Origin of the sequence: Pseudomonas sp. St290 (genome assembly GCF_018325805.1) — a bacterium.
In the GTDB taxonomy this organism is placed as follows: Bacteria; Pseudomonadota; Gammaproteobacteria; order Pseudomonadales; family Pseudomonadaceae; genus Aquipseudomonas; species Aquipseudomonas bijieensis.
This window is the reverse complement of sequence record NZ_AP014703.1, coordinates 4,861,943-4,885,961: the sequence shown is the minus strand read 5'-3', so window position 1 is coordinate 4,885,961 and position 24,019 is coordinate 4,861,943. Positions and strand designations below refer to the sequence as shown.

The following is a 24,019-nucleotide window of genomic DNA, read 5'->3' as shown; positions in this document are numbered from 1 at the left end:
CATCCAGGGGAATACCATGGACACCAAATTGCTCGATATTCTGGCCTGCCCGGTCTGCAAAGGCCCGCTCAAGCTCAGCGCCGACAAGACCGAACTGATCAGCAAGGGCGCCGGCCTGGCCTACCCGATTCGCGACGGCATCCCGGTGATGCTCGAAAGCGAAGCCCGCACCCTGACCACCGATGAGCGCCTGGATAAATGACCGCAGCCTTTACCGTTGTCATTCCGTCGCGCTTCGCCTCGACGCGCCTGCCCGGCAAGCCGTTGCTGTCGATCGCCGGCAAGCCGATGATCCAGCACGTCTGGGAGCAGGCCTGCAAAAGCAGCGCCCAGCGCGTGGTGGTGGCGACTGACGATGCGCGCATCGTCGAGGCCTGCAAAAGCTTTGGCGCCGAGGTGGTCCTGACTCGCGAAGACCATAATTCCGGTACCGATCGCCTGGCGGAGGTCGCGGCGACACTCGGTCTTGCCGCCGACGCCATCGTCGTCAATGTGCAAGGTGACGAGCCCTTGATCCCACCCAGCGTCATCGATCAGGTCGCCGCCAACCTTGCGGCCCACACCGAAGCGCGCATGGCCACCCTGGCCGAGCCGATCGAGGATGCGCAGACCCTGTTCAACCCTAGCGTGGTCAAGGTTGTGAGTGACCTCAATGGCCTGGCGCTGACCTTCAGCCGTGCAATATTGCCCTGGGCCCGGGACGCGTTTGCCAAGAACCCCGATGTACTGCCCGAAGGCGTACCGTACCGCCGCCATATCGGTATCTATGCCTACCGTGCTGGTTTCCTCCAGGACTTCGTCGCCTGGGGCCCATGCTGGTTGGAAAACACTGAATCCCTGGAGCAACTGCGTGCCCTGTGGCATGGCGTGCGGATCCACGTCGCCGATGCGCTGATCGCTCCGCCGACCGGTGTCGACACCGCCGAAGACCTCGAGCGCGTTCGTCGCCTGCTGGAGGCTTGATGCGGGTCCTGTTCGTCTGCCTCGGCAACATCTGCCGCTCGCCCACCGCCGAAGGCATCCTGCGCCACAAGTTGCGTGAGGCCGGGTTGGCCGGGCAGGTGGAAGTCGCTTCCGCCGGCACCGGTGACTGGCACGTCGGTAAAGCCCCGGACAAGCGCAGCCAGGCTGCGGCCCTGAAGCGGGGCTACGACTTGTCGGCCCAGCGCGCGCAACAGGTCACCCGCGCCGACTTCGCCAGCTACGACCTGATCCTGGCGATGGACAGCAGCAACCTGCGCCACCTCAAGGCCCTGCAACCGGCCAACGGCAAGGCCGAGTTGGATCTGTTCCTGCGGCGCTACGAAGCCGAACTCGACGATGTGCCGGACCCGTACTACGACGGCGAGCAGGGCTTCGAGCAGGTGCTGGACTTGATCGAGCGCGCCACGGATCGCCTGGTGATCGAATTGAAGGGGCGGTTATGACCTTGCAGGTACGGGCGGGCGTCAGTCTCAAGCCCTTCAACAGCTTCGGAGTGGACGTCACTGCCCGCTTGTTCGCTGAAGCCCACGACGATGGCGATGTTCGCGAGGCGTTGGCTTATGCCAGCGAACATGCTGTGCCATTGCTGGTGATCGGCGGCGGCAGCAACCTGTTGCTGACCGGCGACATCGACGCATTGGTGGTGCGCATGGCCAGCCGGGGGATTCGTTTGCTCAGCGATGACGGCGAGCGGGTGGTGGTCGAAGCCGAAGCCGGGGAACCTTGGCACCCCTTCGTCCAGCACACGCTGGCGCAAGGCTGGTCGGGCCTGGAAAATCTCAGCCTGATTCCCGGTACGGTTGGGGCGGCACCGATGCAAAACATCGGTGCCTATGGCGTGGAGATCAAGGATGTCTTTGCCGGCCTCACCGCGCTGGATCGCCAGACCGGCGAGCTGCGCGAGTTCACCTTGGAGGAATGCCGCTTCGCCTATCGCGACAGCCTGTTCAAGCAGCAGGTGGGGCGTTGGTTGATCCTGCGGGTGCGTTTCGCCCTCAGTCGCGCCGCGCATTTGCACCTGGAGTACGGACCGGTCCGCCAGCGATTGACCGAGCAGGGCATCGAGCAGGCGACGCCTGCCGATGTGAGCCGGGCGATTTGCAGTATCCGCAGTGAAAAACTTCCGGACCCGGCCGTGCTGGGCAATGCGGGCAGTTTCTTCAAGAACCCGCTGGTGCCGGCCACCCACGTTGACCATCTCAAGCTGCAATACCCTGACCTGGTGGCTTATCCACAGCCTGAAGGGCAGATGAAAATCGCCGCCGGCTGGCTGATCGAACGGGCCGGCTGGAAGGGCTTTCGCGAGGGTGATGCCGGGGTACACAAGTTGCAGGCGTTGGTGCTGGTCAACTACGGCAAGGCCACGGGCCCGCAGCTGTTGGACCTGGCGCTGCGCATCCAGAAAGACATTGCCGAACGTTTCCAGGTCGAGCTCGAAATGGAACCCAATCGTTACTGAACCGGGCTTTCGCAACCGCCTGAAAAAACGCCCTGTACACCCTGCGCACGATCATTTGTGCAGGATTGTGCAGGGCGTTTTGCTTGATCCTGGGTTAATTTAGCTTCCTAACGATGCGATCCTTGCATCCCTAAGGCCCGATACAGACGCCTGCGTGCGCCTGGATAAGAGAGCCCGATCAGCCTGAGCCAGTCTGCGACAACCGAACCGTTACCCAAGCGGCAGATTGCTCGACCCCATAACTCGATAACTATGCGGGCGTGCCCATGATTACCCTGAAACTCAATGGAAAAGACCATCAACTGGATGTGACCGAGGACATGCCACTGCTGTGGGCTATCCGGGACGTGGCCGGTTACAACGGCACCAAATTCGGCTGCGGCATGGGCCTGTGCGGCGCGTGCACCATCCACATTGACGGCGCCCCGGCGCGCAGTTGCATCACGCCAATCGGCTCGGTGAAAGGGCAGGACGTCAGCACCATCGACGGGCTCCACGCTGACCCGATTGGGCAAATAGTCCAGAAGGCCTGGCTCGACACCGCCGTGGCCCAGTGCGGTTTTTGCCAGGGCGGGCAGATCATGTCCGCCACCGCCTTGCTCAAGACCAACCCCAACCCGAGCGATGAGCAGATCGAAGAAGCCATGGTTGGCAACATCTGCCGCTGTGGCACTTACAACCGAATCAAGACCGCGATCCGCCAAGCCTCCACTCACCTGAAGGAGGCCAAGGCATGAGCCGCTTGCCCAATGATTTTGTGCTGAGCAACCTCAGCCGTCGTGGCTTCCTCAAGGGCGCGAGCGCCACCGGTGTGCTGGTGCTGGCCGCCAGTTGGGGGATGCCGGATGCCTTTGCCGAGGAAAAGAAATTCGGCGCCGAGGGCATGCCCCATGGCGCGGTCGACGACCCGAAGGTGTACGTCAGCATTGCCGCCGACGGCAGCGTGACCGTGATCTGCAATCGTTCGGAAATGGGCCAGGGTGTGCGCACCAGCCTGAGCATGGTCGTGGCCGATGAGCTGGAGGCCGACTGGGCGCGGGTGAAGGTGCAACAGGCGCCGGCCGATGAGGCGCGTTTCGGCAACCAGGACACCGACGGTTCACGCAGCATGCGTCACTGGTACGAGCCGATGCGCCGTTGCGGTGCTGCCGCCCGAACCATGTTGGAGCTGGCCGCTGCCGCACAATGGAAGGTCCCGGTGGGTGAATGCCACGCCCAGCTGCACAAAGTGCTGCACCAACCTTCCGGTCGCGAATTGGCCTATGGCGAATTGGCCGCTGCCGCCAGTGTCCTGCCAGTACCGAGCCGTGACAGCTTGCGTCTCAAGCAGCCATCCGAGTTCCGTTATATCGGCAAGGAAGCGAGCCGGGCCATCGATGGCGCGGACATCGTCAATGGCCGCGCCGTGTTCGGGGCTGATGTGCATTTGGACGGCATGCTCTACGCCGTCATCGCGCGTCCGCCGGTCTATGGCGGCAAGGTCAAGAGCGTGGACAGCAGCGCGGCGCTGAAAGTAGCGGGCGTGGTCAAGGTGGTGCAGATCGAAGGACGCCCGCTACCCTCGGAGTTTCAGCCGTTGGGCGGCGTGGCGGTGGTGGCGAAGAACACCTGGGCGGCGATCAAGGGCCGTGAGGCATTGAAAATCCAGTGGGACGACGGCCCGAATGCCGCTTATGACTCCATTGCCTATCGCAAGGAGCTGGAAGCGGCGGCCCTCAAGCCCGGCAAAGTCGTACGCAGTAGCGGCGACCTCGACGACGCGCTGGCCAAGGCCGACTCGACCCTGGAAGCGGCGTACTACCTGCCGCATCTGTCCCAGTCGCCGATGGAGCCGATGGTTGCCGTCGCTCGTTTCAAGGACGGCCAATGCGAGGCCTGGGCACCGAGCCAGGCGCCGCAGGTGACTCGCGAGCGTGTCGCCGAACGCCTGGGCATTCCTTTCGAGAAGGTCACGGTGAACATCACGTTGTTGGGCGGCGGTTTCGGACGCAAGTCCAAGCCTGATTTTGTCGTCGAAGCGGCGGTGCTCGCCAAGGAGTTTCCCGGCCAGCCGATCCGGGTGCAATGGACCCGCGAGGACGACATCCATCACTCGTATTTCCATACCGTGTCGGCCGAATACCTGAAGGCTGGCCTGAATCAGGATGGCATGCCGTCCGGTTGGCTGCATCGTACCGTAGCCCCGAGCATCACCGCGTTGTTCGCGCCGGGCATGACCCACGAGGCGCCGTTCGAAATCGGCATGGGCGTGACCAACATGGCCTACGCCATTCCCAACCTGCGCCTGGAGAACCCCGAGGCGGTGGCCCATGCCCGGGTGGGCTGGTATCGCTCGGTGTCGAATATCCCCCACGGGTTCGCGATCCAGAGCTTCATCGACGAGTTGGCCCACAAGGCCGGTCAGGATCCACTGAAGTACCAGGTCAAATTGCTCGGGCCGGACCGTAAGATCGATCCGCGTACCTTGAGCGAAGAATGGAACTACGGCGAATCCCCCGAGCGTTATCCGATTGATACCGCGCGGATCCGCACGGTGCTGGAAACCGCCGCGAAGGCCGCCGGTTGGGGCCGAGAACTGCCCAAAGGGCGTGGCCTGGGGCTGGCGGTGCACTACAGCTTCGTCACTTACGTGGCGGCGGTGATCGAGGTGGAGGTCAAGGACGATGGCACGGTGATCGTGCACAAGGCGGACATCGCCGTGGATTGTGGCCCGCAGATCAACCCCGAGCGCATCCGCTCCCAGTTCGAAGGCGCCTGTGTCATGGGCCTGGGTAATGCGATGGTGGGAGAAATCAGTTTCAAGGATGGCAAAGTCCAGCAGGACAATTTCCACATGTACGAAGTGGCGCGCATGTCCCTGGCGCCCAAGGAAGTGGCGGTGCATCTGGTCACTCCGCCGGGCGAGGTGCCGTTGGGCGGCGTCGGTGAACCGGGCGTGCCGCCGATCGCGCCAGCGTTGTGCAACGCGATTTTCGCCGCCACCGGCAAGCGCATCCGTAACTTGCCTGTGCGGTATCAGCTGCAAGGCTGGCAACAGGCGAAGGCCTGATGGACAGCGTTGATCTGAACGTCCTGCGCAGCGTGCTTGAATGGCGCCGCGCCGGGCAGCGGGTAGTGTTGTTCACCGTGGTGCAGACCTGGGGCACCGCACCGAGGCCGCCAGGGGCGATGCTGGCCCTGCGCGAAGATGGCGTGGTGATTGGCTCGGTGTCGGGCGGTTGTGTCGAGGATGACCTGATCGCCCGGCTTCACGACGGTCGCATTCCGGCGGACGGTCCGCCGGTGCAACTGATCACCTATGGCGTCACCCGCGAAGAGGCGGCGCGTTTCGGCCTGCCGTGCGGTGGCACCTTGCGCCTGACCGAGGAGCGGGTCGGCGATCCACAGTGGGTCGCTGAACTGTTGGAACGCTGCGAAGCCCATGAAATCGTCGCCCGTGAGCTGACCGTCGCCAATGGCAACGTGGTCCTGACCCCGGCCAGCAAGACCGATGCCCTGGTGTTCGATGGCCAGGTCCTGCGGGCCATTTACGGCCCACGTTGGCGGCTGCTGCTGATCGGCGCCGGGCAACTTTCGCGCTACGTGGCGGAAATGGCCCGGCTGCTGGACTTCGAAGTGCTGATTTGCGATCCGCGCAAGGAGTTTGTCTACGGTTGGGAAGAGCAGCATGGCCGCTTCGTCTCGGGAATGCCTGACGAGGCCGTGTTGAGCATCCAGACCGACGAACGCACCGCCATTGTGGCCCTGACCCATGATCCGCGCCTGGATGACATGGCGCTGCTCACGGCCCTGGACTCCAAGGCTTTTTATGTCGGCGCCCTGGGTTCGCGGGTCAACAGCCAGAAGCGCCGGGAAAACCTGGCTCAGCTAGGCTTGTCAGCAGAGGCCATCGAGCGCCTGCATGGGCCCATCGGCCTGCACATCGGCAGTCACACCCCGGCGGAAATCGCCTTGTCGCTGCTGGCCGAAATCGTGGCGATCAAGAATGGCGTTGAACTGCGGCAGAAAAAACCGCAGTAGGTCGCAGATGAGGAGGGAATATGTCCCAGTCGATTGGCGTGATCATTCTCGCGGCCGGATCGGGCAGCCGTTTCCGCCAGGTTGCAGGCCCGGACAAGGATAAATTGCTGGCCGATTGTACGGGGCGTGACGGTGCTGTGCGGTCGGTGATCGAGCAGGTGTTGGTGAATCTGCCTGCTTCCTTGGAAAAGCGCGTGCTGGTGACCAGCCCGGAGCGTCCGCAGGCCATTCGCATGGCCCAGGCCTACGGCTGCGATTTCGTGGAACTGGACTCGCCCGGTTTGGGCGATAGCATCGCTGCCGGCGTCCAGGCTTGCCCGGACCTTGATGGCTGGCTGATTTTGCTCGGCGACATGCCGTTCATCCTGCCGTCGAGCATCGAGCAGGTGGTGGCGGCGATCCGTGAGGATGGCATCAGTGTGCCGGTCCTTGCAGGTGAGTATGGGCATCCGGTGGGGTTTGGTCGTGAGTTTGGAGCGAAACTGATGGCGCTCACCGGGGATCGCGGCGCCAAGGTATTGTTTGCTGGGGCGCAAGTGGTTGAAGTGCCGGTGGATGACCCAGGCGTGACATGGGATGTTGATGTGCCTGAAGCACTGACTTTCAAATAACAGACGACGCGCAACCCTGTGGGAGCGAGCCTGCTCGCGAAAGCGGTCTGACTTCAGTATTGATGCAAGCTGACCCGGCGCCATCGCGAGCAGGCTCGCTCCCACATTGGATCTTCAATGGGCATAAGTCTTGTGCCTGGTCCGAGACCCACTGTGGATAAGTCTGCAGGCATAAAAAAGCCCCGCCTGGCATGACCAGGCGGGGCTTTTACTGGGCGGTGGAATCAGGCGTGAGGTTTAGGCTCGTGCTCTTTTTCCAGGGCTTCAGTATGACGCGGCGCGACTTCCTCAGCGGTGTGCTGAGGTGCGTCGATTTCCGGAGCTGGTTCGACCGGGGTTTCCGCAACCGGGGCAGGGGCTGCCTCGACTGCTTCCACCACTGGTGCTGGCTCGGCAGCAGGCGCTTGAGCGGCGGCAGCGGCAGCTTGTTCGGCTTCCTTCTGCAGGCGCTCGGCTTCACGCTTGCGACGACGCACTTCACGTGGATCGTTCGGCGCGCGGCCATTCGCGGTCAGGGCGCTGGCAGGTGCAGGCGCTTCAACCGGGGCAGGTGCTTCGACGACCACGGGGGCTTCGACCACTGGAGCCGGCTCGACCACTTCTGGTTCGACCGCTTTCACTGGCTCTGGTGTCGGCTCAGGTTCGACAACCGGCGCCGGTGCAGCTGGCTCGGCGGTCCAGTTGAACGCTGTCTGCTCTTCGCGGGCAGGCTCTGGTGCCTTTTCCTCGGACGGTGCTTCGAAGGCTGGCTCAGCGGCTGCCACTGGTTGCTCGACGACCGGTGCAGGCTCGGCGACCACTTCAGTTTCAGCAACCTGGGCTTCACGGGCCGGAGCGACTTCCACTTCTGGCGAAGCAGTGGTTTCTACCGGGGTAGTGGCTTCGACTACGGGAGCTTCGGCAACCGGCGCGCTTTCCACCGCGGCGGTGGCGCGTTCGGCTTGTTCGTGAGCCTGGGCTTCGGCCGGAGCGCTGATCGCGCTGCTGGCAACGGCCGCGGTCACGGCCAGGCCGGCAGCCAGGTCCGCAGCGCTTGGCACTTCGGCGTTCTCGGTGGACTCGGACTCTTCCGAGCCTTCGATCACATTGCCGTTGGCGTCGCGCTGACGCTCACGACGGTTGCTGCGACGACGCTGGCCACGGGAGCGGCGGCGTGGACGATCGCCTTCGGCGGTGTCCTGGCCGTCTTCCTGCAACTGCTCTTCGGTATTCAGCACTTCTTCTTCGCTGGCAGCGGCGGCTGCCTGCTCGGCACGTGGTTGACGTTCTTCACGTGGAGGACGCGGTGCACGTTCTTCACGCGGCTGGCGGGCCGGACGCTCTTCAGCGGTGGCTGCTGCAACGGCCGGGGCGGCATCCAGTGGCTCGCGCAGTTCGCGAACACGTTCTTCACGCTCGCCACGAGGCTTGCGATCTTCACGTGGTGCGCGTGGCTGGCGTTCTTCACGCGGCGGACGCGGTGCGCGTTCTTCGCGGGCTACGGCTGGCGCTTCCTCACGGGCTTCGCGTGGCTGGCGTTCTTCACGCGGCTCACGTGGCGCACGTTCTTCACGCGGTGCACGTTCTTCGCGAGGCTTGCGTTCTTCGTCGCGACGACCGTTGCGGTTGCGGGTCTGCTGGCGACCGTTGCGGCGTTCTTCGTTGCGGGCAGGACGCTCGGTAGCGGCAGGCTTGGCGACAACGGCAGGCGCGGCAGGCTCTTCCTTGGTGGCGAACAGGCTGACCAGCGACTTCACCAGGCCCTTGAACAGGCTTGGCTCAGGCGCGGCGGCCGGGGCGGCAACCGGAGCGGCCACTTCGGTCGGAACCGGAGCGTTGGCACGGGCCGGAGCGGTCTTGACCGCTGCTTCCTGGCGAACCAGGGTGCGCGTGGCGGCAGCCGGCTGGACTTCTTCCACTTCGGCAGCAGCCGCAGCGATTTCGTAGCTGGACTGGTTGGTGTGGGCTTCCGGGCTGTCATCGCGCAGGCGCTGCACTTCAAAGTGCGGCGTCTCGAGGTGATCGTTCGGCAGGATGACGATACGGGCACGGGTGCGCAGTTCGATCTTGGTGATCGAGTTACGTTTTTCGTTGAGCAGGAACGCAGCCACCGGGATCGGCACCTGGGCGCGAACTTCGGCGGTGCGGTCTTTCAGGGCTTCTTCTTCGATCAGGCGCAGGATCGCCAGGGACAACGACTCGACGTCACGGATGATGCCGGTGCCGTTGCAACGCGGGCAGACGATGCCGCTGCTTTCGCCCAGGGACGGACGCAGGCGCTGACGGGACATTTCCAGCAGGCCGAAGCGCGAGATGCGACCGACCTGTACGCGGGCGCGGTCGGCCTCCAGGCATTCACGGACCTTTTCTTCCACGGCGCGCTGGTTCTTGGCCGGGGTCATGTCGATGAAGTCGATGACGATCAGGCCGCCGATGTCGCGCAGGCGCAACTGACGGGCGATTTCCTCGGCGGCTTCAAGGTTGGTCTGCAGGGCGGTTTCTTCGATGTCGCTGCCTTTGGTGGCGCGCGCCGAGTTGATGTCGATGGACACCAGGGCTTCGGTCGGATCGATGACGATGGAGCCGCCGGACGGCAGTTCGACGACGCGCTGGAAGGCGGTCTCGATCTGGCTTTCGATCTGGAAACGGTTGAACAGCGGAACGCTGTCTTCGTAGAGCTTGATCTTGCTGGCGTACTGCGGCATCACCTGGCGAATGAAGGTCAGGGCTTCGTCCTGGGCTTCGACGCTGTCGATCAGCACTTCGCCGATGTCCTGGCGCAGGTAATCGCGGATGGCGCGGATGATCACGTTGCTTTCCTGGTAGATCAGGAACGGCGCGGAGCGATCCAGCGAGGCTTCTTTGATGGCGGTCCACAGTTGCAGCAGGTAGTCGAGGTCCCACTGCATTTCTTCGCTGCTGCGGCCAAGGCCGGCGGTGCGAACGATCAGGCCCATGTCAGCTGGGGCGACCAGGCCATTGAGGGCTTCACGCAGTTCGTTGCGCTCTTCGCCTTCGATGCGGCGGGAAATGCCACCGGCACGCGGGTTGTTCGGCATCAGGACCAGGTAACGGCCGGCCAGGCTGATGAAGGTGGTCAGGGCGGCGCCCTTGTTGCCACGTTCTTCTTTTTCGACCTGGACGATGACTTCCTGGCCTTCGCTCAGGACGTCCTTGATGTTGACGCGGCCTTCAGGGGCTTTCTTGAAGTATTCGCGGGAGATTTCTTTGAGGGGCAGGAAGCCGTGGCGCTCGGAGCCGAAATCGACAAAGGCAGCCTCAAGGCTTGGTTCGATGCGAGTAATCCGGCCTTTATAGATGTTGGCCTTCTTCTGCTCGCGTGCACCGGATTCGATATCCAGGTCGTAGAGGCGCTGGCCGTCTACCAGTGCAACACGCAACTCTTCGGGTTGAGTTGCGTTAATCAGCATTCTTTTCATGTAGTACCGTCGGTTTCCGGGCTGCCGGAAACGGCGTTCGGCACACACGACTTCTCACGGTCGGTGTCAGGTGCGTCCTGGAGATGGCAAGGCCAATCCAGTGTCCAGCGAGTTCGACCCAATGATGGCGAAGTCGCGACGGACGCGTCCTGCTTGCTGGTACTCAAGCACTCAGTCAGGAGGAGGAATCAACCGGCGTCTGTGGACGAGATGAAGCGTCTAAATATAAGCCTAGTGCTACACAGACCGACGGTTGTACATCTCCACCCTACACGTATCCCTGATAATTCGGGTGCTGCCGCGCGCAGAATCCGCAGCGGGTTGGCATTTACCGTGAGCTCCGGAAGGGGAGGTCACGCATCATGGCTAATTTAGGCGTTGTTTCCGAAGCTCTCGCTCGGGGTCGTTCGCAGCTGACTGCACTTTGTGAACTGGCCGTGAATGTGGCGCGCAAGGCGAGTCAAAACCCTGCTTTGCGGCGTATTTCAGGCCTCATGTCACCTGCGCTCGTTACACCTGCAAACTCTACCGTTACGTAGCGAAAGCCCCGTAGGACGGCCTCTCGTCCTCGTGAATTGCGTTGGTCAGGGCCGGTTTTTGACCGTTAGTCCGCTGTCCAGCCACTTTTGGCGGCGTTCGCGACTATAGCAGCAATGATTAAGTGCTTCAATTCCATAAAAAATTGTTATGATCGCCGCCATGACAACTACTGCCCCTTCGACCCCTGGCGTTCAACTGCTCGAGGTCTCGCCGGAATATGCCGGCCAACGAATCGATAATTTCCTGCTGGCCCGGCTCAAAGGCGTGCCCAAGACCTTGATCTACCGCATTTTGCGCAAAGGCGAAGTGCGGGTGAACAAAGGTCGGATCAAGCCTGAATACAAGCTCCAGGCTGGTGACGTCGTGCGCGTGCCGCCGGTTCGCGTGCCCGAGCGCGATGAGCCGGTACCCCTGGCCCAAGGGTTGCTGCAGCGCCTCGAGGCGTCGATTGTCTATGAAGACAAGGCCTTGATCGTGATCAACAAGCCGGCGGGCATTGCGGTTCACGGCGGCAGCGGCCTGAACTTCGGCGTGATCGAAGCCTTTCGTCAGTTGCGTCCGGACGCCAAGGAGCTGGAGCTGGTCCATCGCCTCGACCGCGACACCTCCGGCCTGTTGATGATCGCCAAGAAACGCAGCATGTTGCGTCACCTGCACGAGCAATTGCGCGGCGACGGCGTCGACAAGCGCTACATGGCGCTGGTGCGTGGCCGCTGGGAAACCGCCATCAAGCAAGTCCGGGCGCCGTTGCTCAAGAGCAACCTGCGTTCCGGCGAGCGCATGGTCGAAGTCAACGAGGAGGGCAAGGAGGCGCTGACGGTGTTCAAGGTGCTGCGTCGCTTCGACGACTTCGCCACCCTGGTCGAGGCCAAGCCGGTGACCGGACGTACCCATCAGATTCGTGTCCATACCTTGCACGCCGGGCATTGCATTGCCGGTGACAGCAAATATGGCGATGACGATTTCACCAAGGAAATCCGCGATCTGGGCGGCAAGCGGCTGTTCCTCCATGCCTACATGCTGACCGTGCCGCTGCCTGATGGTGGCGAACTGAAACTGCAGGCTCCGGTGGATGACATGTGGGCCAAGACCGTGGAGCGGTTGAGTGCATCCTGACTACAAACTGCTGATCTTCGATTGGGACGGCACTCTGGCGAACTCCATTGGTCGGATCGTGGAGGCGATGCATGTCGCATCGGATCGCATGGGGTTTGCCCGGTGCGATGACTTCGCGGTCAAAGGCATCATTGGTCTCGGATTGCCGGAAGCCATCCGCAGCCTGTATCCGGCCATTGACGACGATGAACTACTGGTTTTTCGTCAGCATTACGCTGATCGCTACATCGCGCTGGAAGCCGAGCCTTCACCATTGTTCGATGGTGTGGTGGAAACGCTCCAGGCCTTGCGTGCCGAGGGTTACCGTCTGGCGGTTGCGACCGGGAAAGCTCGTCGGGGCTTGGATCGGGTATTGAAGTCCCATGGCTGGGAGGAGTATTTCGATATCACCCGGGCTGCGGATGAAACCGCCAGCAAGCCGCATCCGTTGATGCTCGAGCAGATTCTGGCGCATTGCAACATGCGGCCGGAGCAGGCGCTGATGGTGGGGGATTCGTCATTCGACCTGCAGATGGCGCGCAATGCCGGCATGGGGTCGGTGGCGGTCAGCTACGGGGCTCAGGCCATCGAGGCTCTACGGGCATTCGAGCCGCGACTGGCCATTGATCATTTTCCTGAGTTGCACGCCTGGCTGAGCCGGCGGGCCCTTTAAGTCTTGCTAGGGATTCACCCATGACCGATGAATGGAAAGCACCTGTCAAGGCGAGCGCCGAGAATGGTGATGACAAAAGCTGGAAGCTGCTGGAGAAAACCTTGCTCGCTGGCGTGCAGGAACAGCGTCGCGCCCGTCGTTGGGGGATCTTTTTCAAGTCGCTGACCTTTATTTACCTCTTTCTTGTGCTGGCGTTGTTCACGCCGCTGATGGACATGGAAAAAAGCGCTGTCGCCGGCTCGGCGTACACCGCCTTGATCAATATCGAGGGCATGATCGCCGACAAAGAGCCTGCCAGCGCCGACAACATTGTCGGCAGCCTGCGGGCTGCCTTCGAGGATCCTAAGGTCAAGGGTGTGGTGCTACGCATCAACAGTCCGGGTGGTAGCCCGGTGCAGTCGGGGTACGTTTACGACGAGATCGTTCGGTTGCGTGCATTGCACCCGGATATCAAAGTGTATGCGGTCATTTCCGATCTCGGTGCTTCCGGCGCCTATTACATTGCCAGTGCGGCGGACCAGATCTATGCCGACAAGGCCAGTCTGGTAGGTTCCATTGGTGTGACGGCGGCAGGTTATGGTTTTGTCGGGAGCATGGAGAAACTGGGGGTGGAGCGTCGGGTATATACCTCCGGCGAGCATAAATCCTTCCTTGATCCGTTCCAGCCGCAAAAGCCCGAAGAAACGGCTTTTTGGCAGGGTGTGCTCGATACGACCCACAAGCAATTCATTGCCAGCGTCAAGAAAGGCCGGGGCGAACGCTTGAAGGATAAGGAGCATCCGGAGCTGTTCTCCGGGCTGGTCTGGTCGGGGGAGCAGGCATTGCCGCTGGGCCTGATCGATGGCTTGGGCAGTGCCAGTTCGGTTGCACGGGATGTGATCGGCCAGAAGGATCTGGTGGACTTCACCATCGAAGAATCGCCGTTCGACCGCTTCTCGAAAAAACTGGGGGCGAGCATTGCCGAGCATCTGGCGATGTGGATGGGGTTCCAGGGGCCGGCGTTGCGCTAGCTCCTTGTTTCGCGCGATCTTCTGTGGCGAGGAGATTGCTGTGGGAGCAAAGCTTGCTCGCGATGAGCGATAACTCGGCTGGCCTGTATCATCACGGCGCCTGCATCGCGGGCAAGCCTTGCTCCCACAAATGAAGCCCTTCGCCACGCATGTATGTTGGATCAGGGAACCTGCACACCCTCGGCCAGCAACATATCCACAAGACGAATCAGCGGCAGGCCGATCAGGCTGGTGGCGTCCGGCCCTTCGGTGCTCTGGAACAGGCTCACGCCCAGCCCCTCGGCCTTGAAGCTGCCGGCGCAGTCATAGGGTTGCTCGGCCCGCAGGTAGCGTTCGACGCGCTCGGGGTCCAGCAAGCGCATGTTCACGGTAAACGGCACGCAATCGACCTGGCAGCTGCCGGTCTGGCTGTTGAGCAGTGCCAGGCCGGTCAGGAACGTGACCTTGGCGCCGCTGGCGGCCAGCAGTTGTTCGCGAGCGTTTTCGAAGGTGTGAGGCTTGCCCAGGATGCGTTCGCCGAGCACGGCGACCTGGTCTGAGCCGATGATCAGGTGCGCCGGGTGGCTGTCAGCCAATGCCAGGGCTTTTTCCCGGGCCAGGCGTTTGACCAGTTCGAGGGCGCTCTCGCCGGGGCGATGGCTTTCGTCGATGTCGGGTGAGCTGCAGACGAACGGCAGTCCCAGGCGGGCAAGCAATTCCCGGCGATAGACCGAGCTTGAGGCAAGTAATAAAGGCAGCATGGGCAGCTCCTGGAGGCAGGGGCGAATTCTAGCGAGGTGCGCAAGTGACGGACAGGGCTGAATTTCCTTTGACATGGCCGGGGGCATCCCTATAATGCTGCGCCTATGTTGAATGACCCGATTCCACCTCACGTTGACCCGCGCAAATTGGCTGACCGTGGCACCACCCTTCAAGGTGAACTGCTGCTGGCCGATTTGAAGAGACTCTGCGACCCGCTTTCCGACGATGTCGGTACGGTCCAGGCCAAATTCGTTTTTGAACGAGATGAACGTAAATCTGTGGTTATCCACAGCTTTATCGACACTGAAGTCAAAATGGTTTGCCAGCGTTGTCTTGAGCTGGTCACCCTGCCGATCCACAGCGAATGCAGTTACGCCGTGGTGAAGGAGGGTGCGAATACCCAGTCGTTGCCGAAAGGTTATGACGTGCTGGAACTGGGCGAAGATCCATTGGATCTGCAGTCACTGATCGAGGAGGAGCTTCTGCTCGCCTTGCCCATTGTGCCTGCTCATCATCCGGAAGAATGCCAGCAGCCGGCGGGAGCAGATGAGCCCGAACCGAGCGAGGACGAGGTAACGTGGTCCAACCCGTTCAGTGTATTGGCGCAGTTAAAGCGTGACCCAAACGTTTAGGAGTTAATCAATTATGGCTGTTCAGCAGAACAAAAAATCCCGCTCTGCCCGTGACATGCGCCGTTCGCACGACGCTCTCGAGGCTAGCACCCTGTCTGTAGAAAAAACCACTGGTGAAGTTCACCTGCGTCACCACGTATCGCCAGAAGGCGTATACCGTGGCCGTAAAGTGATCGACAAGGGCGCCGACGAGTAATCACTTGTCCGCTCAAGTCATCGCGATTGACGCAATGGGCGGGGACTTCGGTCCCCGCAGCATTGTTCAGGCCAGCCTTGCTTGTCTGAATGCTACACCCTCGTTGCACCTGACCCTCGTCGGTCAATCCTCCCTTCTAGAAGAAATGCTCAGCGGCCAATCGGCTGTGGATCGTGCGCGCCTGACCATTTTCCCGGCGTCCGAAATCATCGCCATGGACGAAAAACCGGCCCAGGCCCTGCGCGGCAAGCCTGACGCCTCGATGCGGGTAGCGCTTGAGCTTCTGCGCGATGGCAAAGCCCAGGCATGTGTGAGTGCCGGCAATACCGGTGCGCTGATGGCGCTGTCGCGCTATGTGCTCAAGACCTTGCCGGGTATCGATCGGCCTGCGATGGTGGCGGCGATCCCGACTCAGCGTGGGATCTGCCAGTTGCTCGACCTGGGGGCCAACGTCGATTGCAGTGCCGAGCATTTGCTGCAATTTGCGGTGATGGGCTCGGTAGCGGCTGAAACCCTGGGCGTCGTGCGTCCTCGTGTGGCATTGCTGAACATCGGCACCGAAGACATCAAGGGCAACCAGCAAGTCAAGCTGGCGGCCACGCTATTGCAGGGTGCGCGGGGTATCAACTACATCGGCTTCGTCGAAGGCGATGGCTTGTACCGTGGCGAGGCCGATGTGGTGGTATGCGATGGCTTCGTTGGCAATATCCTGCTCAAGTCCAGCGAGGGGCTGGCCACCATGATTGGCCAGCGTATCGAGACCTTGTTCAAGCAAAGTCTGGTCTCGCGGGCAGTCGGTGCCCTGGCGTTGCCGTTGATGCGTCGGTTGCAGGCGGACCTGGCGCCGGCGCGGCACAACGGTGCGAGTTTCCTCGGGTTGCAGGGTATCGTGATCAAGAGTCATGGTTCGGCGGGCGTGCAGGGTTTCCAGAGTGCGATCAACCGAGCGGTGATCGAAATCCAGGAGAACCTGCCGGAGCGCCTGCATGGTCGCCTTGAGGATTTGTTAACTTAGGCGTTTTCGTCCGACAATGCTTAAATGTGACCGGTCGGTTTGAGCCGCCATCCAACTCTCAGTTTCCTAGCGCCCCCAGGGGCGTCAATTTTTGACGACAAGATCATTAGGGGCTTTGTTTTCATGTCTGCTTCCCTCGCATTCGTCTTTCCAGGACAGGGCTCGCAGTCCCTCGGCATGCTGGCCGAGCTGGGCGCGCAATACCCGTTGATCCTCGAAACATTCAAAGAAGCTTCCGATGCGCTCGGCTATGACCTCTGGGCGCTGACCCAGCAAGGGCCGGAAGAGCGCCTCAATCAAACTGACAAAACCCAGCCGGCCATCCTGACCGCCTCGATCGCTCTGTGGCGCCTGTGGCTGGCTGAAGGCGGCGCGCGCCCGGCGTTCGTCGCCGGTCACAGCCTGGGCGAATACAGCGCCCTCGTAGCCGCTGGCAGCCTGAGCCTGGGCGACGCGGTGAAACTGGTGGAGCGTCGTGGCCAGTTGATGCAGGAGGCTGTTCCGGCCGGGCAGGGCGGCATGGCCGCGATCCTCGGCCTGGAAGACGCCGATGTGCTGGCCGCCTGTGCTGAAGCGGCGCAAGGCGATGTGGTCAGTGCGGTGAACTTCAACTCCCCGGGCCAGGTGGTCATCGCCGGTGCCAAGGCGGCTGTCGAGCGCGCCATCGAAGGTTGCAAGGCCCGTGGTGCCAAGCGCGCCATGCCGCTGCCGGTCAGCGTGCCGTCGCACTGCGAGCTGATGCGTCCGGCTGCAGAGCGCTTTGCCGAATCCATTGCCGCCATCGACTGGCAGGCCCCGCAGATTCCCGTGGTGCAGAACGTCAGCGCCAACGTGGCGCCGGATCTCGAGACCCTCAAGCGTGATCTGTTGGAGCAACTCTACAAGCCGGTTCGCTGGGTCGAATCGGTACAGACCCTGGCGGCCAAGGGCGCGACCGAACTGGTCGAATGCGGTCCTGGTAAAGTGCTGGCAGGCCTGAACAAACGCTGCGCCGAAGGCGTGTCGACTTCCAATCTCAACACCCCAGACGCCTTCGCTGCCGCCCGTGCAGCGCAGGCCTGAACAGGAGAAGCTTGCATGAGTCTGCAAGGTAAAGTTGCACTGGTGACCGGTGCAAGCCGTGGCATCGGCCAGGCCATTGCCCTGGAACTGGGTCGTCAAGGCGCCATCGTTGTTGGCACCGCGACTTCCGCTTCGGGCGCCGAGCGTATCGCTGCGACCCTGAAGGAAAATGGCATCCAGGGCACCGGTCTTGAGCTGAACGTCACCAGCGACGAATCCGTTGCGGCGGTGCTGGCAAGCATTCAGGAGCAGTTCGGTGCGCCGGCGATCCTGGTCAATAATGCCGGTATCACTCGCGATAACCTGATGATGCGCATGAAAGATGACGAATGGTTCGATGTGATCGACACCAACCTGAACAGTCTGTACCGGCTGTCCAAGGGCGTTTTGCGTGGCATGACCAAGGCCCGTTGGGGACGAATTATCAGTATTGGCTCGGTTGTGGGTGCCATGGGCAACGCAGGCCAAGTAAACTATGCTGCGGCGAAGGCCGGTCTGGAAGGTTTCAGCCGTGCGTTGGCGCGTGAAGTGGGTTCGCGCTCGATTACGGTAAACTCGGTCGCACCGGGTTTCATCGATACCGACATGACCCGCGAACTGCCAGAAGCACAGCGTGAAGCCTTGTTGACGCAGATTCCGCTGGGTCGTCTGGGGCAAGCTCAAGAAATCGCGTCCGTGGTCGCTTTTCTTGCGTCGGACGGTGCGGCATACGTGACCGGGGCTACAATCCCGGTAAACGGCGGGATGTACATGAGTTAAATGTGACGGATTGCTTCAAAAAAATGTCATACGAGCTGTCTAAAATCCGTTATAAAGCTGCAATCAATTTATAGACGGCGGGCCGCGGGGTCTGAGGAGTGAAGCTTTCGGTTGAAAAACCGAAAAGTTCTTCTATACACTTACCCACCGGCCAGCTGCCTGAATTTGTCCATTAGGAGTGAAAACAAGGTATGAGCACCATCGAAGAGCGCGTCAAGAAAATCGTTGCCGAGCAACTGGGCGTTAAAGAAGAAGAAGTTGTGAACACCGCTTCCTTCGTTGAAGACCTGGGTGCCGACTCCCTTGACACCGTTGAGCTGGTGATGGCTCTGGAAGAGGAATTCGAGACCGAGATTCCTGACGAAGAAGCTGAGAAGATCACTACTGTACAAGCTGCTATCGACTACGTTACCAGCCACCAGGCGTAATCGTTTTTAGTCGTCGCTAGCTGTCATGGAAAAACCGCACTGCCGTCACGGCGTGCGGTTTTTTCTTTAGGCCTGATGCAAAGTCGTCATTAGAAAAAGGAGAGTGCTGTGTCGCGTAGACGCGTCGTAGTCACCGGTATGGGTATGTTGTCGCCACTGGGCACGGATGTGCCGAGCAGTTGGCAGGGCATTCTGGCTGGCCGCAGTGGCATTGGTCTGATCGAACACACCGACCTTTCTGCCTATTCCACCCGTTTTGGCGGCTCGGTAAAGGGCTTCAATGTCGAGGAATACCTGTCGGTCAAGGAAGCCCGCAAGCTCGACCTGTTCATTCAATACGGCCTGGCAGCCGGTTTCCAGGCAGTGCGTAACGCTGGCCTGGAGGTCACCGACGCCAACCGTGAACGCATCGGCGTGGCCATGGGTTCGGGTATTGGCGGCTTGACCAATATCGAAGAAACCAGCCGCACGCTGCACGATTCGGGGCCGCGTCGGATTTCTCCGTTCTTCGTGCCGGGTTCGATCATCAACATGATTTCCGGTTTCCTGTCCATCCACCTGGGTGCCCAGGGACCCAACTACGCCATCGCCACGGCGTGCACCACTGGTACCCACTGCATCGGCATGGCCGCGCGCAACATCATGTACGACGAAGCCGACGTGATGATTGCCGGTGGCGCTGAAATGGCCGCTTGCGGCCTCGGCATGGGCGGTTTCGGCGCGTCCCGTGCGCTGTCGACCCGCAACGATGAGCCCGCCCGCGCGAGTCGGCCATGGGACAAGGGCCGCGATGGCTTCGTACTGTCCGACGGTGCCGGTGCGCTGGTGCTCGAGGAACTGGAACACGCCAAGGCCCGCGGCGCGACCATCTATGCCGAACTGATCGGCTTTGGCACCAGTGGCGATGCGTACCACATGACCTCGCCACCGGCCGATGGCGCCGGTGCGGCCCGTTGCATCGCCAATGCCTTGCGTGACGCGAAAATCAACGGCGAGCAGGTGCAGTACATCAACGCCCACGGCACTTCGACCCCGGCCGGCGACCTGGCCGAAGCCCAGGCGATCAAGACCGTGTTTGGCGAGCACGCGTACAAGCTGGCGGTCAGTTCGACCAAGTCCATGACCGGTCACCTGCTGGGTGCGGCAGGGGCGGTGGAAGCGATCTTCAGCGTCCTGGCGATCAACAGCCAGACGGCGCCGCCGACCATCAACCTCGATGAGCCGGACGAAGGCTGCGATCTGGACTTCGTGCCGCACACCGCCCGCAGCATGGATATCGATGTGGTGCTGTCCAACTCCTTCGGCTTTGGCGGGACCAACGGTTCGCTGGTGTTCCGCCGGTTCGCCGGTTGATGGAAAGCTGGGTCGACGGTCAGCCGGCCGACGTCCTGTCGCTGAAAGATCGCGGCCTGGCTTATGGCGATGGGTTGTTCGAGACCATCGCCGTGCACGACGGCGGGCCCGTGTTGCTGGACCGTCACCTGCAACGCCTGGAGACAGGTTGTCGGCGGTTGGCGCTCAATGTCGACATGAACGCGTTGAGTGCTGAGCTGAGTGCCTACGCCCGGGGGCTGGGTAACGGCGTGCTGAAGCTGATCGTGACCCGTGGCGACAGTCTGCGCGGTTATGCCGCTGATCCCTTGGCCATGGCCCGGCGCATCCTGCAAGGGAGTCCGCCGGCCGCTTATCCCTCGACCCATGCCGAACAAGGCATTCGCCTGTTTGCTTGTACCGTGCGCTTGTCCGAGCAGCCCTTGCTCGCCGGCCTCAAGCATCTCAATCGCCTTGAACAGGTGCTGGCCCGTTCCGAATGGGCCGACTCGGAACATGCCGAAGGCTTGATGCTGGATACGTCCGGACGGGTGATCGAGGGGGTGTTCAGCAACCTGTTCCTGGTGCGCGATGGCGTATTGTTCACGGCGGACTTGAGCCGTTGCGGCGTGGCCGGTGTGATGCGCGCGGAATTATTGTTTCAAGCCAAGTCCCAAGGCATCGCCACGCAAATCACGGACATCAGCCTCGAACAGTTGCACCAGGCCGATGAAGTCTTCGTCTGCAACAGCGTGTATGGCGTGTGGCCGGTACGTGGATGCGGTTCGGCGCGCTGGTCGGTTGGCCCGCTCACCCGTAAACTGCAGACCCTTGCCCGTGCGCTACTGGATGCTTGATTCGTGAGACGTAAATTCTTGCTGCTGCTGGAGACCGGCCTGGTCCTGGCAGGGCTGTTGTTGGGGGCTTCGGCCTGGAAGATCCATTCGGCGCTGCAACAGCCGCTGAACATCACCCAGGAAGAATTGCTGGACGTGCCCAACGGAACCACCCCGACCGGAACCCTCAAGCGCCTCGAAGCCGACGGCCTGATCAGGGACGCCTTCTGGCTGCGGATCTATTGGCGTTTCAATCTCGCTGACCAGCCGTTGCACTCCGGTGAGTATCGGATGGTGCCAGGCATGACGATGGAAGGCCTGATCGGTGTCTGGAAGCGCGGCGAAGTGGTGCAGTACAGCGTGACGCTGGTGGAAGGCTGGAATTTCCGCCAGGTGCGCGCAGCGTTGGCCAAGGATGAAAAGCTCCAGCAGACCCTCACCGACCTGAGCGACAGCCAGGTCATGGAGCGTATCGGCCACTCCGGAATATTTCCCGAAGGCCGGTTCTTCCCGGACACCTATCGCTTCGTGCGTGGCACCTCGGATGTCGATTTGCTGAAAAAAGCCTACGACCGCCTGGAAGACGTGCTCGCCAAGGAATGGGCACAGCGTTCCGCCGATGTGCCTTACACCCAACCGTATCAAGCGCTGATCATGGCGTCCCTGGTGGAGAAGGAAACCGGCGTGCCCCAGGAGCGCGGGCAGATTGCCGGCGTCTTTGTGCGACGCATGCGCCTGGGCATGCTCCTGCAGACCGATCCCACGGTGATCTACGGCCTGGGCGAGCGCTACACTGGCAAACTGACTCGTGCCCATTTGAAAGAAGAAAATCCCTATAACACTTATCTGATTCCAGGCTTGCCGCCGACGCCTATTGCGATGGTGGGACGCGAGGCGATTCATGCGGCATTGAACCCGACGTCGGGTAATAGCCTTTACTTCGTCGCGCGCGGTGATGGCAGCCACGTGTTTTCCGATGACCTGGAGTCGCACAACAATGCAGTGCGTGAATTCCAGCTCAAGCGCCGTGCCGATTACCGCTCCAGCCCGGCCCCGGCAACCCCGGACGAGCAGGCGCCGATCCCGGCGGCATCTCCCGATACGGCGCCTGAGGACGTGCCCCAGGTACCGCCCCAGCAACCTGCCCCTGAACCGAATGCCAGCGAGCCGCCGAGCTCGCAATGAACATTGATAAAGGATCGCCTGTGACTGGCTTGTTTATAACGCTGGAAGGCCCGGAAGGCGCCGGCAAGAGCACCAATCGCGAATACCTGGCCGAACGCCTGCGGGCCGCCGGCCTCGAGGTGGTGTTGACCCGTGAGCCGGGCGGCACACCGTTGGCCGAGCGAATTCGCGAGGTGCTGCTGGCGCCCATTGAAGAAGTCATGAACCCCGACACCGAGCTGTTGCTGGTGTTCGCGGCCAGGGCACAGCATCTGGCCGAGGTGATTCGCCCGGCGCTGGCCCGTGGCGCCGTGGTGCTGTGCGACCGTTTCACCGATTCGACCTATGCCTACCAGGGTGGCGGTCGCGGTTTGTCCGTGGAGCGCATCGCCGCGTTGGAAGCCTTCGTCCAGGGTGACCTGCGGCCAGACCTGACCCTGGTGTTCGACCTGCCGGTGGAAATCGGCCTGGCCCGCGCCAGCGCCCGTGGCCGGCTGGATCGTTTCGAGCTTGAGGGCCAGGCTTTCTTCAACGCCGTGCGCAATGCCTTCCTGAGTCGCGCCAAGGCCGATCCGGCGCGTTACCTGTTGATCGATGCGGCGCAACCGCTGGCCCAGGTGCAACAGTCCCTGGACGGCTTGCTGCCGCGTTTGCTGGAGCGTGTCCGTGGCTGAAGCCTATCCGTGGCAAGACGGTCTCTGGCAGCAATTGGCCGGTCGTGCCCAGCATGCCCATGCCTATCTGCTGCACGGACCGGTCGGCATCGGCAAGCGGGCACTGGCCGAGCGTCTGATGGCCAGTCTGCTTTGCCTGCGCCCGGGTGTCTCGAACGACGCTTGTGGCGAGTGCAAGTCATGCCTGCTGCTCAAGGCCGGCAGCCATCCCGACAATTACGTGCTGGAGCCGGAGGAGGCGGACAAGGCGATCAAGGTCGACCAGGTCCGGGATCTGGTCAGCTTCGTGGTCCAGACCTCGCAGATGGGCGGGCGCAAGGTAGTACTGATCGAGCCGGTCGAGTCGATGAACATCAACGCCGCCAACGCCTTGCTCAAAAGTCTTGAAGAACCTTCCGGCGATACCGTGCTGTTGCTGGTCAGCCACCAGCCGAGCCGCTTGCTGCCGACCATCAAGAGTCGTTGCGTGCAGCAGGCCTGCCCGCTGCCGAGCGAGGCGATGAGTTTGCAGTGGCTGGCCCAGGCCTTGCCCGATAGCAGCGACGAAGAGCGTGTCGAGCTGCTGACCCTGGCGGCCGGCTCGCCCTTGGCGGCTGTCAGCCTTCAGGCCCAGGGCGTGCGTGAACAGCGGGCCCTGGTGGTGGATGGGGTAAAGAAACTGCTCAAGCAGCAGCAATCCCCCACGCAACTGGCCGAGGGCTGGAATGCGATCCCGTTGCTCCTGCTGTTTGACTGGTTCTGCGACTGGTCGAGCCTGATCCTGCGTTACCAACTGACCGAGGATGAGGCCGGCCTGGGGTTGGCGGACATGCGCAAGGTCATCCAGTACCTGGCGCAAAAAAGCAGCCAGGATAAAATCTTGAACATTCAGGACTGGATTCTTGCCCAACGTCAGAAGGTGCTAGGCAAGGCGAACCTCAATCGGGTGCTATTGCTCGAGGCGCTGTTGGTGCAGTGGGCGAGTTTGCCTGGTCGAAACTGACAGGTACTGCCTAAACTCAGCTCAATCGCAGCGGAGATCAGCATGAACGAACCTGTCAGTCCCGGGCCACGCAACGGCATCCTGTCTTTGACCATCAAGGACAAGTCGGTGCTTTACGCCGCCTATATGCCCTTTATCAAGAACGGTGGCCTGTTCATTCCGACCAACAAGAATTATCGCTTGGGCGATGAAGTGTTCATGCTCTTGAGCCTGATGGATGAAGCGGAAAAGATCCCGGTCGCCGGCAAGGTGATCTGGATGACGCCCAAAGGCGCCCAGGGCAACCGGGCCGCTGGCGTTGGCGTGCAGTTCAACGACGGCGACAATTCGGCTCGCAATCAGATCGAAACCCACTTGGCCGGCTCCCTGAAGTCCGACCGTCCCACCCATACGATGTAGCCCAGCCCT

General features: G+C 61.7%; 25 protein-coding genes. 23 read left to right on the top strand and 2 right to left on the bottom strand.

The window, feature by feature from the left end; all coding sequences use genetic code 11:
• The first annotated feature begins 16 nt into the window (after window positions 1-16).
• The 8 genes from PBDP_RS21185 (at window position 17) to PBDP_RS21150 (ending at window position 7,074) form a co-directional block, all read left to right on the top strand.
• A complete protein-coding gene (locus PBDP_RS21185) occupies window positions 17-202 on the top strand; it encodes a Trm112 family protein (RefSeq protein ID WP_003179363.1) in 186 nt (61 codons plus the stop codon).
• On the top strand, window positions 199-963 hold the full coding sequence (gene kdsB, locus PBDP_RS21180; protein ID WP_212801279.1) for a 3-deoxy-manno-octulosonate cytidylyltransferase: 765 nt from the start codon (window positions 199-201) through the stop codon (window positions 961-963). Before PBDP_RS21185 ends, kdsB begins: the two co-directional genes overlap by 4 nt.
• Window positions 963-1,427: a low molecular weight protein-tyrosine-phosphatase gene (locus PBDP_RS21175; protein ID WP_109754397.1), complete on the top strand. Its 465-nt coding sequence runs from the start codon at window positions 963-965 to the stop codon at window positions 1,425-1,427. Before kdsB ends, PBDP_RS21175 begins: the two co-directional genes overlap by 1 nt.
• The gene (murB, locus tag PBDP_RS21170; RefSeq protein ID WP_109754396.1) at window positions 1,424-2,443 is read left to right on the top strand and encodes a UDP-N-acetylmuramate dehydrogenase; all 1,020 of its coding nucleotides are present in this window, start codon (window positions 1,424-1,426) and stop codon (window positions 2,441-2,443) included. Before PBDP_RS21175 ends, murB begins: the two co-directional genes overlap by 4 nt.
• 266 nt (window positions 2,444-2,709) lie before the next feature.
• A complete protein-coding gene (locus PBDP_RS21165; protein ID WP_109754395.1) occupies window positions 2,710-3,180 on the top strand; it encodes a (2Fe-2S)-binding protein in 471 nt (156 codons plus the stop codon).
• Entirely contained in the window at window positions 3,177-5,492 is a 2,316-nt protein-coding gene (locus tag PBDP_RS21160; protein WP_212801278.1) for a xanthine dehydrogenase family protein molybdopterin-binding subunit, read from the top strand. The genes PBDP_RS21165 and PBDP_RS21160 overlap by 4 nt, the downstream gene beginning before the upstream one ends.
• The gene (locus PBDP_RS21155) at window positions 5,492-6,463 is read left to right on the top strand and encodes an XdhC family protein (protein WP_109754393.1); all 972 of its coding nucleotides are present in this window, start codon (window positions 5,492-5,494) and stop codon (window positions 6,461-6,463) included. The genes PBDP_RS21160 and PBDP_RS21155 overlap by 1 nt, the downstream gene beginning before the upstream one ends.
• Window positions 6,464-6,483: 20 nt before the next feature.
• Entirely contained in the window at window positions 6,484-7,074 is a 591-nt protein-coding gene (locus PBDP_RS21150; protein ID WP_109754392.1) for a nucleotidyltransferase family protein, read from the top strand.
• A 224-nt stretch (window positions 7,075-7,298) separates the two neighbouring features.
• On the opposite strand, the gene rne is transcribed toward PBDP_RS21150, so the two are convergent.
• The gene (gene rne / locus PBDP_RS21145) at window positions 7,299-10,493 is read right to left on the bottom strand and encodes a ribonuclease E (RefSeq protein ID WP_212801277.1); all 3,195 of its coding nucleotides are present in this window, start codon (window positions 10,491-10,493) and stop codon (window positions 7,299-7,301) included.
• Between the two features lie 699 nt (window positions 10,494-11,192).
• Here rne and rluC point away from each other — a divergent pair.
• The 3 genes from rluC to PBDP_RS21130 are packed head-to-tail and all read left to right on the top strand — an operon-like array spanning window position 11,193 to window position 13,811.
• Window positions 11,193-12,149: a 23S rRNA pseudouridine(955/2504/2580) synthase RluC gene (rluC, locus tag PBDP_RS21140; RefSeq protein WP_109754528.1), complete on the top strand. Its 957-nt coding sequence runs from the start codon at window positions 11,193-11,195 to the stop codon at window positions 12,147-12,149.
• Window positions 12,139-12,801: an HAD-IIIA family hydrolase gene (locus tag PBDP_RS21135; RefSeq protein ID WP_109754390.1), complete on the top strand. Its 663-nt coding sequence runs from the start codon at window positions 12,139-12,141 to the stop codon at window positions 12,799-12,801. Before rluC ends, PBDP_RS21135 begins: the two co-directional genes overlap by 11 nt.
• Before the next feature lie 20 nt (window positions 12,802-12,821).
• On the top strand, window positions 12,822-13,811 hold the full coding sequence (locus PBDP_RS21130) for a S49 family peptidase (RefSeq protein ID WP_212801276.1): 990 nt from the start codon (window positions 12,822-12,824) through the stop codon (window positions 13,809-13,811).
• Between the two features lie 161 nt (window positions 13,812-13,972).
• Here the strand turns inward: PBDP_RS21130 and PBDP_RS21125 are convergent, their stop codons facing one another.
• A complete protein-coding gene (locus PBDP_RS21125; RefSeq protein WP_109754388.1) occupies window positions 13,973-14,551 on the bottom strand; it encodes a Maf family protein in 579 nt (192 codons plus the stop codon).
• A 105-nt stretch (window positions 14,552-14,656) separates the two neighbouring features.
• On the opposite strand from PBDP_RS21125, the gene PBDP_RS21120 reads away from it, so the two are divergent.
• From PBDP_RS21120 to PBDP_RS21065, 12 genes are all read left to right on the top strand, one after another.
• Window positions 14,657-15,184 (top strand): YceD family protein, encoded by a 528-nt coding sequence (locus PBDP_RS21120; RefSeq protein ID WP_212801275.1) that lies wholly within the window; start codon window positions 14,657-14,659, stop codon window positions 15,182-15,184.
• A gap of 13 nt (window positions 15,185-15,197) precedes the next feature.
• Window positions 15,198-15,380, top strand: coding sequence for a 50S ribosomal protein L32 (rpmF, locus tag PBDP_RS21115; RefSeq protein ID WP_003179396.1), 183 nt, complete (start codon window positions 15,198-15,200; stop codon window positions 15,378-15,380).
• A gap of 4 nt (window positions 15,381-15,384) precedes the next feature.
• Window positions 15,385-16,395: a phosphate acyltransferase PlsX gene (gene plsX, locus PBDP_RS21110; RefSeq protein ID WP_109754387.1), complete on the top strand. Its 1,011-nt coding sequence runs from the start codon at window positions 15,385-15,387 to the stop codon at window positions 16,393-16,395.
• Window positions 16,396-16,518: 123 nt separating this feature from the next.
• The gene (gene fabD, locus PBDP_RS21105; protein ID WP_003204258.1) at window positions 16,519-17,457 is read left to right on the top strand and encodes an ACP S-malonyltransferase; all 939 of its coding nucleotides are present in this window, start codon (window positions 16,519-16,521) and stop codon (window positions 17,455-17,457) included.
• Window positions 17,458-17,472: 15 nt separating this feature from the next.
• Window positions 17,473-18,216: a 3-oxoacyl-ACP reductase FabG gene (fabG, locus tag PBDP_RS21100; protein ID WP_109754385.1), complete on the top strand. Its 744-nt coding sequence runs from the start codon at window positions 17,473-17,475 to the stop codon at window positions 18,214-18,216.
• Between the two features lie 191 nt (window positions 18,217-18,407).
• Complete coding sequence (gene acpP, locus PBDP_RS21095; RefSeq protein ID WP_003175607.1) at window positions 18,408-18,644, top strand: acyl carrier protein; 237 nt, start codon at window positions 18,408-18,410, stop codon at window positions 18,642-18,644.
• Window positions 18,645-18,752: 108 nt separating this feature from the next.
• Window positions 18,753-19,997 (top strand): beta-ketoacyl-ACP synthase II, encoded by a 1,245-nt coding sequence (fabF, locus tag PBDP_RS21090; protein WP_109754384.1) that lies wholly within the window; start codon window positions 18,753-18,755, stop codon window positions 19,995-19,997.
• Window positions 19,997-20,812, top strand: coding sequence for an aminodeoxychorismate lyase (gene pabC / locus PBDP_RS21085; protein WP_116833143.1), 816 nt, complete (start codon window positions 19,997-19,999; stop codon window positions 20,810-20,812). The genes fabF and pabC overlap by 1 nt, the downstream gene beginning before the upstream one ends.
• A 3-nt stretch (window positions 20,813-20,815) precedes the next feature.
• Window positions 20,816-21,976, top strand: a complete 1,161-nt coding sequence (gene mltG, locus PBDP_RS21080; protein WP_212801274.1) for an endolytic transglycosylase MltG — start codon at window positions 20,816-20,818, stop codon at window positions 21,974-21,976.
• 20 nt (window positions 21,977-21,996) lie between these two features.
• On the top strand, window positions 21,997-22,629 hold the full coding sequence (gene tmk, locus PBDP_RS21075) for a dTMP kinase (protein WP_176689320.1): 633 nt from the start codon (window positions 21,997-21,999) through the stop codon (window positions 22,627-22,629).
• A complete protein-coding gene (locus tag PBDP_RS21070) occupies window positions 22,622-23,611 on the top strand; it encodes a DNA polymerase III subunit delta' (protein WP_109754380.1) in 990 nt (329 codons plus the stop codon). Before tmk ends, PBDP_RS21070 begins: the two co-directional genes overlap by 8 nt.
• A 42-nt stretch (window positions 23,612-23,653) precedes the next feature.
• Window positions 23,654-24,010, top strand: coding sequence for a PilZ domain-containing protein (locus PBDP_RS21065; RefSeq protein ID WP_109754379.1), 357 nt, complete (start codon window positions 23,654-23,656; stop codon window positions 24,008-24,010).
• Window positions 24,011-24,019: the final 9 nt, after the last annotated feature.

What these genes read in the sequence shown, in the direction of transcription:
- PBDP_RS21150 (WP_109754392.1), top strand. Translation starts at nt 6,484, where the DNA reads ATGTCCCAGTCGATTGGCGTGATCATTCTCGCGGCCGGATCGGGCAGC.
- PBDP_RS21185 (WP_003179363.1), top strand. Translation starts at nt 17, where the DNA reads ATGGACACCAAATTGCTCGATATTCTGGCCTGCCCGGTCTGCAAAGGC.
- acpP (WP_003175607.1), top strand. Translation starts at nt 18,408, where the DNA reads ATGAGCACCATCGAAGAGCGCGTCAAGAAAATCGTTGCCGAGCAACTG.
- PBDP_RS21175 (WP_109754397.1), top strand. Translation starts at nt 963, where the DNA reads ATGCGGGTCCTGTTCGTCTGCCTCGGCAACATCTGCCGCTCGCCCACC.
- pabC (WP_116833143.1), top strand. Translation starts at nt 19,997, where the DNA reads ATGGAAAGCTGGGTCGACGGTCAGCCGGCCGACGTCCTGTCGCTGAAA.
- fabD (WP_003204258.1), top strand. Translation starts at nt 16,519, where the DNA reads ATGTCTGCTTCCCTCGCATTCGTCTTTCCAGGACAGGGCTCGCAGTCC.
- fabG (WP_109754385.1), top strand. Translation starts at nt 17,473, where the DNA reads ATGAGTCTGCAAGGTAAAGTTGCACTGGTGACCGGTGCAAGCCGTGGC.
- PBDP_RS21160 (WP_212801278.1), top strand. Translation starts at nt 3,177, where the DNA reads ATGAGCCGCTTGCCCAATGATTTTGTGCTGAGCAACCTCAGCCGTCGT.
- PBDP_RS21165 (WP_109754395.1), top strand. Translation starts at nt 2,710, where the DNA reads ATGATTACCCTGAAACTCAATGGAAAAGACCATCAACTGGATGTGACC.
- kdsB (WP_212801279.1), top strand. Translation starts at nt 199, where the DNA reads ATGACCGCAGCCTTTACCGTTGTCATTCCGTCGCGCTTCGCCTCGACG.
- rpmF (WP_003179396.1), top strand. Translation starts at nt 15,198, where the DNA reads ATGGCTGTTCAGCAGAACAAAAAATCCCGCTCTGCCCGTGACATGCGC.
- PBDP_RS21155 (WP_109754393.1), top strand. Translation starts at nt 5,492, where the DNA reads ATGGACAGCGTTGATCTGAACGTCCTGCGCAGCGTGCTTGAATGGCGC.
- PBDP_RS21120 (WP_212801275.1), top strand. Translation starts at nt 14,657, where the DNA reads ATGTTGAATGACCCGATTCCACCTCACGTTGACCCGCGCAAATTGGCT.
- rluC (WP_109754528.1), top strand. Translation starts at nt 11,193, where the DNA reads ATGACAACTACTGCCCCTTCGACCCCTGGCGTTCAACTGCTCGAGGTC.
- rne (WP_212801277.1), bottom strand. Translation starts at nt 10,493, where the DNA reads ATGAAAAGAATGCTGATTAACGCAACTCAACCCGAAGAGTTGCGTGTT.
- murB (WP_109754396.1), top strand. Translation starts at nt 1,424, where the DNA reads ATGACCTTGCAGGTACGGGCGGGCGTCAGTCTCAAGCCCTTCAACAGC.
- PBDP_RS21065 (WP_109754379.1), top strand. Translation starts at nt 23,654, where the DNA reads ATGAACGAACCTGTCAGTCCCGGGCCACGCAACGGCATCCTGTCTTTG.
- PBDP_RS21130 (WP_212801276.1), top strand. Translation starts at nt 12,822, where the DNA reads ATGACCGATGAATGGAAAGCACCTGTCAAGGCGAGCGCCGAGAATGGT.
- PBDP_RS21125 (WP_109754388.1), bottom strand. Translation starts at nt 14,551, where the DNA reads ATGCTGCCTTTATTACTTGCCTCAAGCTCGGTCTATCGCCGGGAATTG.